Here is a 7,104-nt window from a genome sequence, read left to right on the forward strand (position 1 = left end):
AATCGTGATCGGAGATGGATGCCAAATCATGATCGACCTTGATGCCAAACCGTGATCGATTCACATGCCATTTTGCAGCCAGTGGAGAGAAAGTCATAATGGCGACCAGAGTGAGCAGTGATTTCATCGTATCCTCATAAACGATTGTTCTTCGGTTCTGGCTGCGAGTATCCTGCGGCTATTACTATCATTCAAATCGATTAAAATAATGCACAACATCAGAGAAAATGATTTTAGTCGTATCGATCTCAATCTGCTGACGGTGCTGCTGGTATTGCATCGTGAAGGCAGTGTGTCGCGCGCCGCCGATAAGCTGCACCTCGGGCAGCCTGCCGTCAGTGGTGCCCTGGCACGCCTGCGCGAGATGTTTCACGACCCGCTGTTCGTGCGCAGCGCCAGAGGTATGGTGCCGACGCCACGTGCGCAGTCGCTGGTGGCTGCGTTATCGCCGATGATGGAACAGATGCAGCTCATTCTGTTTCAGCCACCGGCATTTTCTCCGGCGACCGATCGTTATACTTTTCGCCTCGGAATGAGCGACTGGGTGGAGAGCTGGCTGATGCCGGGCCTGCTGGCAGCGATTGCCCGTGATGCGCCGGGCGTCAATTTGCAGGTCACCGCGACGGATCCTTTTCAGGATACGCAACAGGTGCAGCAGGATAAGGTGGATGTGGCGATTTCCGTGGCAGATGCATCACCCGCAGGGGTGCAGCGTGAGCGCCTGACGCGCATGGGATTTTGCACGCTATGGCATCCGCAGCAGCTGGCGCTGAATGCGCCGCTGACGATTGATGACTTTGTTGCCCATGAGCATCTGCTGGTGTCCTATCGTGGCGCGGGTCACAGCATGCTGGATGAACAACTGGCGCAGCACGGCCATGAGCGCCGTATCCGCTATGTCACGCCGCATTTTTCCTCTCTGCCGCTGATGCTGACAAATATGCCGGTGTTAGCCACGGTTCCGGAAGGGCTGGCAGCAGGCTGGCGACAGCACTATGGTTTACACAGCAGTGAGACACCCGTTGTCCTGCCTGATTTTGCTCTGTCGCTGTTATGGCATAAACGGCGGGAGAATGATCCGGCGCTGCAATGGCTGCTGACGCAGCTGCGGCTGTTAATTGCGCAGTAGCCTCGTCCGGACGGCAGGAGAGCCTGTTTCCGGGGAGCAGCTCGCGTGCGGTGGACAGCGATTTTACCAGTAATAAATATCATGGTTCATGGACGCGGGATAACAGGCTAATGTGTTTAAAATCATTAAGATATTTTTTGTGTGACCCTGTTCTCATCATGACGTAACTGGTTGAAGATAAAAAAATTAAATCGGTCATCGGCAAATTGTGCGGCGGTCGATTTTTGCACATTGACATTAGCAAGCGTAATGGCAATATGCGCGCAAAATCTTCCTGTTATTTTGGCCCTTGCCGCTATGTCCACCTGGTCTCGCCCCGTTATTTTGCTGCTCTGCGGCTTATTGCTGTTGACGATTGCTATTGCCGTGCTGAACACGCTGGTTCCGCTGTGGCTGACGCATGACCAGCTACCGACCTGGCAGGTGGGGGCGGTCAGTTCCTCTTATTTCACCGGCAACCTGCTGGGCACGCTGCTGGCAGGCTGGTGTGTCAAACGCATCGGTTTTAATTACAGCTACTACCTGGCAACTGTCATCTTCGCGCTGGCGACAGTGTGGTTAGGTCTCAGCGAGGGGTTTCTCGCCTGGAGTCTGGGGCGTTTTATCGCCGGTATGGGTTGTGCGCTGATTTGGGTGGTGGTGGAGAGTGCACTGATGTCCAGTGGCACGGTGCGCAATCGCGGCCAGCTGCTGGCGGCCTATATGATTGTGTATTATGTCGCGACGGTGCTGGGGCAGTTGCTGGTCAGTAAAGTGCCGACCGACCTGCTCAGCGTGCTGCCATGGCTGACGGCGGTGATTGTCGCCGGTATCCTGCCGCTGGTGTTCACCAAAGTGACCGCCAATGGCAACGAAGAGGGCGCACCATCCGGTCATATGTGGGCGATGCTGCGCCGCCGCAGTGCGCGTCTTGGCATCAACGGCTGTATTATTTCCGGCATTGTGCTGGGGTCTTTGTATGGTCTGATGCCGCTGTTTCTCTCTCATCAGGGCATGAGTGACGCCACCGTGGGGTACTGGATGGCATTGCTGGTGAGCGCCGGAATTGTCGGGCAGTGGCCGGTGGGGCGTCTGGCGGATCGCTTTGGTCGTTTGCTGGTGTTGCGCGTGCAGGTGTTTGTGATGATTGTTGGCGCCGTGGCGATGCTCAGTGATACCGCTATGGCACCGGCATTGTTTGTCCTCGGCTGTGCTGGTTTTACGCTGTACCCGGTGGCGATGTCCTGGGCGTGTGAAACGGTGGCGCACCACGAGTTAGTGGCGATGAATCAGGCGCTGTTGATGAGTTATACCGTGGGAAGTCTGGCGGGACCGAGTATGACGTCGCTGCTGATGCAGCGCTACTCAGATAATCTGTTGTTTGTGATGATTGCGGCGGTAGGGCTGGTGTATCTGGTGATGCTGCTGCGTAAAGCCGATCATCATGCCACGCCGATTGCTCATGCCTGATTTTATGCCCTCCCCCATAAAATGGGGGAGGGGCAGTGAAGTTCAGTACATCACCTTATGTCCGTAACCTTCCAGAATCCCTTTTAACCGGTCCATGGTATCGGCTTTCGGCGGTTTCACCCCTTCCAGCTTGTACTCCTCGCCCATGGCGATCCATTTGTGTTTACCCAGCTCGTGATACGGCAGCATTTCAATTTTTTCCACATTGCCCATCTCACGGGTAAATTCACCCAGTTTATGTGCTGACTCATCATCGTCAGAATAGCCCGGCACCACCACATAGCGAATCCAGGTGCGGATACCGCGTTTCGCCAGATAGCGGGCAAAATCCAGTGTACGGTGGTTAGACACGCCGACCAGATTCTGATGGATATCGTCATTCATCTGTTTCAGATCCAGCATCACTAAGTCGGTGACATCCAGCAGTTCATCGATCACCGGGTCATAGCGGCGAACAAAGCCATTGGTATCAAGACAGGTATGGATGCCTTCTGCACGGCAGGCGCGGAACCAGTCACGCACGAACTCGGCTTGCAGGATGGCCTCGCCACCAGACGCCGTGACACCGCCGCCGGACGCATTCATAAAATGACGATAAGAGAGCACGTCGCGCATCAGATCTTCAACGGTAATTTGTGTACCGCCGTGGGTATCCCAGGTGTCACGGTTGTGACAGTAGAGGCAGCGCATCAGGCAGCCCTGGAAAAAGGTGATAAAACGGATGCCGGGACCGTCAACGGTTCCGCAGGATTCGAATGAGTGAATACGACCGATAGCTGGCATTGCGATGAGTTCTCCATGGTAAACCCGTACTGCTGACGGGCTACGCAGTCTTTCGCTGCGTTAGTTTAAGTCTGTTTTGCGAGCAACTGATAGTGATCAATCTCTCGCAAAACAGGCTGTCTGGAGAAAGGGCTCCGTTGCCGGAGCCCAGGTCTTACACAGACTGTGATGGATTACAGTGATTTGGTAAAGGTACGAGTAATAACGTCCTGCTGTTGTTCTTTTGTCAGCGAGTTAAAACGTACTGCGTAACCTGATACACGAATGGTCAGCTGCGGATATTTTTCCGGATGTTCCATCGCATCCAGCAGCATTTCACGGTTCATCACGTTGACGTTCAGGTGCTGGCCACCTTCGATGCTGGATTCATGGTGGAAGTAACCATCCATCAGACCGGCAAGGTTGGTTTTACGCACATCGTCATCTTTACCCAGCGCATTTGGCACGATGGAGAAGGTGTAAGAGATACCATCTTTCGCGTAAGCAAACGGCAGTTTCGCAACAGACGTCAGTGATGCGACAGCACCTTTCTGGTCACGACCGTGCATTGGGTTAGCACCTGGTCCGAATGGTGCGCCAGCACGACGACCGTCTGGGGTGTTACCGGTTTTCTTACCATAAACCACGTTAGAGGTAATGGTCAGCACAGACTGCGTTGGTGTTGCGTTACGGTAGGTCTGCAGCTTCTGAATTTTCTTCATAAAGCGTTCAACCAGGTCACACGCCATGTCATCTACGCGTGGATCGTTGTTACCGAACTGTGGATATTCACCTTCGATTTCGAAGTCAATTGCCAGACCATCTTCGTCACGCACAGGTTTCACTTTTGCGTATTTGATGGCAGACAGTGAGTCAGCGGCGACAGACAGACCTGCGATACCACACGCCATGGTGCGGAACACGTCACGGTCATGCAGTGCCATCAGTGAAGCTTCGTAGCTGTATTTGTCATGCATGTAGTGGATGATGTTCAGGGCGGTGACATACTGTTTTGCCAGCCAGTCCATGAAGTGATCCATACGTGCCATCACGGTATCGAAGTCCAGCACGGCATCAGTGATTGGTGCTTCTTTCGGACCGACCTGCATTTTCAGTTTTTCGTCCACGCCTCCGTTGATCGCGTACAGCATGGTTTTCGCCAGGTTAGCACGGGCGCCGAAGAACTGCATTTGTTTACCGACCACCATTGGGCTGACGCAACATGCGATAGCGTAGTCATCGTTGTCGAAGTCAGGACGCATCAGGTCATCGTTCTCATACTGTACAGATGAGGTATCGATAGACACTTTCGCCGCGTATTTTTTGAAGCTCAGTGGCAGTTTTTCAGACCACAGGATGGTCATGTTTGGTTCCGGAGAAGGACCCATGGTGTACAGCGTGTTCAGGAAACGGAAGCTGTTTTTGGTCACCAGAGTACGGCCGTCAACGCCCATACCTGCCAGAGACTCGGTTGCCCAGATTGGGTCACCGGAGAACAGTTCATCGTACTCTGGGGTACGCAGGAAGCGTACCATACGCAGTTTCATCACCAGGTGGTCGATCAGTTCCTGTGCTTCCTGCTCAGTGATTTTGCCTGCTTTCAGGTCGCGTTCGATATAGACATCGAGGAAGGTAGATACACGGCCGAAGGACATTGCCGCGCCGTTCTGGGATTTCACTGCAGCCAGGTAGCCGAAGTAAGTCCACTGTACTGCTTCCTGAGCGTTAGTCGCCGGGCCAGAGATATCACAGCCATATTTCGCTGCCATCTCTTTGATCTGCTGCAGCGCATGGTGCTGGTCAGCAATCTCTTCACGCAGACGGATAGTCGCTTCCAGGTTAACGCCGTTTTCCAGATCCTGTTGCAGGGAAGTGAACTGGGCGAACTTGTCTTTCATCAGGAAGTCGATACCGTACAGCGCCACACGACGGTAGTCACCGATGATACGGCCACGGCCATAGGCATCTGGCAGACCGGTCAGCACGCCAGATTTACGGCAACGCAGGATGTCCGGAGTATAGACATCGAACACGCCCTGGTTGTGGGTTTTGCGGTAGTCGGTGAAGATTTTTTTCAGTGATGGGTCCAGTTCACGGCCATACACTTTACAGGAACCTTCCACCATTTTGATGCCGCCGAATGGGATCAGGCCGCGTTTCAGTGGGGCTTCAGTCTGCAGACCCACGATTTTTTCCAGGCTTTTGTTGATGTAACCGGCGTCGTGAGAGGTGATGGTGGACGCGAGGTCAGTATCAAAATCTACCGGCGCATGGGTGCGGTTTTCGATTTTGATGCCTTCAAGAACATTGTCCCACAGAGAGGAGGTCGCCTGAGTTGCACCAGCGAGGAACGCTTCGTCACCTTCATACGGCGTATAGTTTTTCTGGATGAAGTCACGGACGTTGACGCTAGTCTGCCATTCACCTGCAGCGAAAGATTCCCAGGCTGGAGACAGTTTGTTGTTAAGATCGGACATATAATACCTACCTTATTTTGTGGAGTTCTTGCAGTAAACCGGTCGGGAACAAGCACAACCGGTTCCGATACCTGTTACACGCCGCGGTTAGTGATGCTGGTCGCCGCCGCGCAGATAAATTACCCAGTAGGTTAAGCCTACCAGTACACCACCGCCGATAATGTTGCCGATCGTGACCGGAATCAGGTTATCAACGATAAAGTTACTGATGCTTAAGCTGGAGAACTGTTCCGCGGTCGCGCCTGTGGCTTGCCAGAATTCAGGTGATGCGAAATCGCGGATAACAATTCCCATAGGGATCATGAACATATTGGCGATGCTGTGTTCGAAGCCGCTGGCGACAAACATCGCCACGGGCAGGATCATCGCCAGCATTTTGTCGGTCAGAGTACGACCGGAATAGCTCATCCAAACTGCCATGCACACCATCAGGTTTGCCAGGATGCCGAGACAGACCGCCTCGATAAAGGTGTGATGCATTTTATGATCGGCAGTTTGCAGTACGTTTAAACCCCAGCCGCCATTTGCCACCATATATTCGCCGGAGAACCAGATCAAGCCGACAAAGAACAGTGCACCAATCAGGTTGCCGACATAAACGTTCACCCAGTTGCGCGCCAGTTGTCCCCAGCTGATACGGCCGCTGGCTTTCGCCACCACAATCAGTACGGTGGAGGTGAACAGGTCTGCGCCGCAGACAACCACCAGCATCAGGCCCATGGAGAAGCAGATGCCTCCTACCAGTTTAGCCAAACCGTAAGGGACGGTGCCACTGCCAGTGGTCACAGTGATATAGAAGACGAACGCGATGGAAATAAATACGCCAGCCGTGATCGCCAGGAAAAAAGTGGTAAGGGGATGCTTGGTTGCTTTATAAACACCCGCTTCTTCAGCAACTTTTGCCATCGCAGCCGGGAGTATGAGATTGAATGGATTGTCAGCTTTCACTGAACGTTCTCCTGAAATTTGTCAGCAACCTGATACTAACAAAGGAGCATAAAGTACAAATTGACGTGGATCATATTCGCAGGGCAACTGACGGTCATTAACCCTGTTTTTCATAGTGTTATTTTGATTATTTCATTGATTTTTAAAGAGAAAAAATATTTTAATTTGTGCAAAAAAAGTTGAAAAAGACACGTGATGCTAAAGGCTGATATGGTAAAAAACAGAGCAAATATATATAAAATGTGACAGCCGGAATTTATTATCGGCCGCGAATTCAGATAATAAGTGCAACGCTTGGTCATGTGGATGGAGGGACGGTTAGCTACCGATAAGCTATCC

At 52.6% G+C, this 7,104-nt stretch carries 5 protein-coding genes; 2 read left to right on the top strand and 3 right to left on the bottom strand.

From position 1 onward, the window contains the following. Nucleotides 1-208: 208 nt before the first annotated feature. Together ACSZO1_RS21165 and ACSZO1_RS21170 are read left to right on the top strand one after the other, a co-directional pair. On the top strand, nt 209-1,129 hold the full coding sequence (locus tag ACSZO1_RS21165) for a LysR family transcriptional regulator (protein WP_437616174.1): 921 nt from the start codon (nt 209-211) through the stop codon (nt 1,127-1,129). Nucleotides 1,130-1,426: 297 nt separating this feature from the next. Continuing rightward, nucleotides 1,427-2,578: an MFS transporter gene (locus tag ACSZO1_RS21170; RefSeq protein WP_437616176.1), complete on the top strand. Its 1,152-nt coding sequence runs from the start codon at nt 1,427-1,429 to the stop codon at nt 2,576-2,578. A gap of 42 nt (nt 2,579-2,620) precedes the next feature. Here ACSZO1_RS21170 and pflA read toward each other — a convergent pair whose 3' ends face one another. The 3 genes from pflA to focA all read right to left on the bottom strand — a co-directional run bounded on the left by pflA (nt 2,621) and on the right by focA (nt 6,765). Further along, nucleotides 2,621-3,361, bottom strand: coding sequence for a pyruvate formate lyase 1-activating protein (pflA, locus tag ACSZO1_RS21175; protein ID WP_437616178.1), 741 nt, complete (start codon nt 3,359-3,361; stop codon nt 2,621-2,623). A gap of 173 nt (nt 3,362-3,534) precedes the next feature. Further along, nucleotides 3,535-5,817, bottom strand: a complete 2,283-nt coding sequence (gene pflB, locus ACSZO1_RS21180; protein ID WP_437616180.1) for a formate C-acetyltransferase — start codon at nt 5,815-5,817, stop codon at nt 3,535-3,537. 87 nt (nt 5,818-5,904) lie between these two features. After that, entirely contained in the window at nt 5,905-6,765 is an 861-nt protein-coding gene (focA, locus tag ACSZO1_RS21185; protein ID WP_437616182.1) for a formate transporter FocA, read from the bottom strand. Nucleotides 6,766-7,104 lie beyond the last annotated feature (339 nt).

This window comes from Erwinia sp. V71, assembly GCF_965644245.1.
In the GTDB taxonomy this organism is placed as follows: domain Bacteria; phylum Pseudomonadota; class Gammaproteobacteria; order Enterobacterales; family Enterobacteriaceae; genus Erwinia.

Bases quoted from the DNA above. Each gene is read 5' to 3' on its own strand.
- ACSZO1_RS21165 (WP_437616174.1), top strand. From the start codon at position 209: ATGCACAACATCAGAGAAAATGATTTTAGTCGTATCGATCTCAATCTG.
- ACSZO1_RS21170 (WP_437616176.1), top strand. From the start codon at position 1,427: ATGTCCACCTGGTCTCGCCCCGTTATTTTGCTGCTCTGCGGCTTATTG.
- pflA (WP_437616178.1), bottom strand. From the start codon at position 3,361: ATGCCAGCTATCGGTCGTATTCACTCATTCGAATCCTGCGGAACCGTT.
- pflB (WP_437616180.1), bottom strand. From the start codon at position 5,817: ATGTCCGATCTTAACAACAAACTGTCTCCAGCCTGGGAATCTTTCGCT.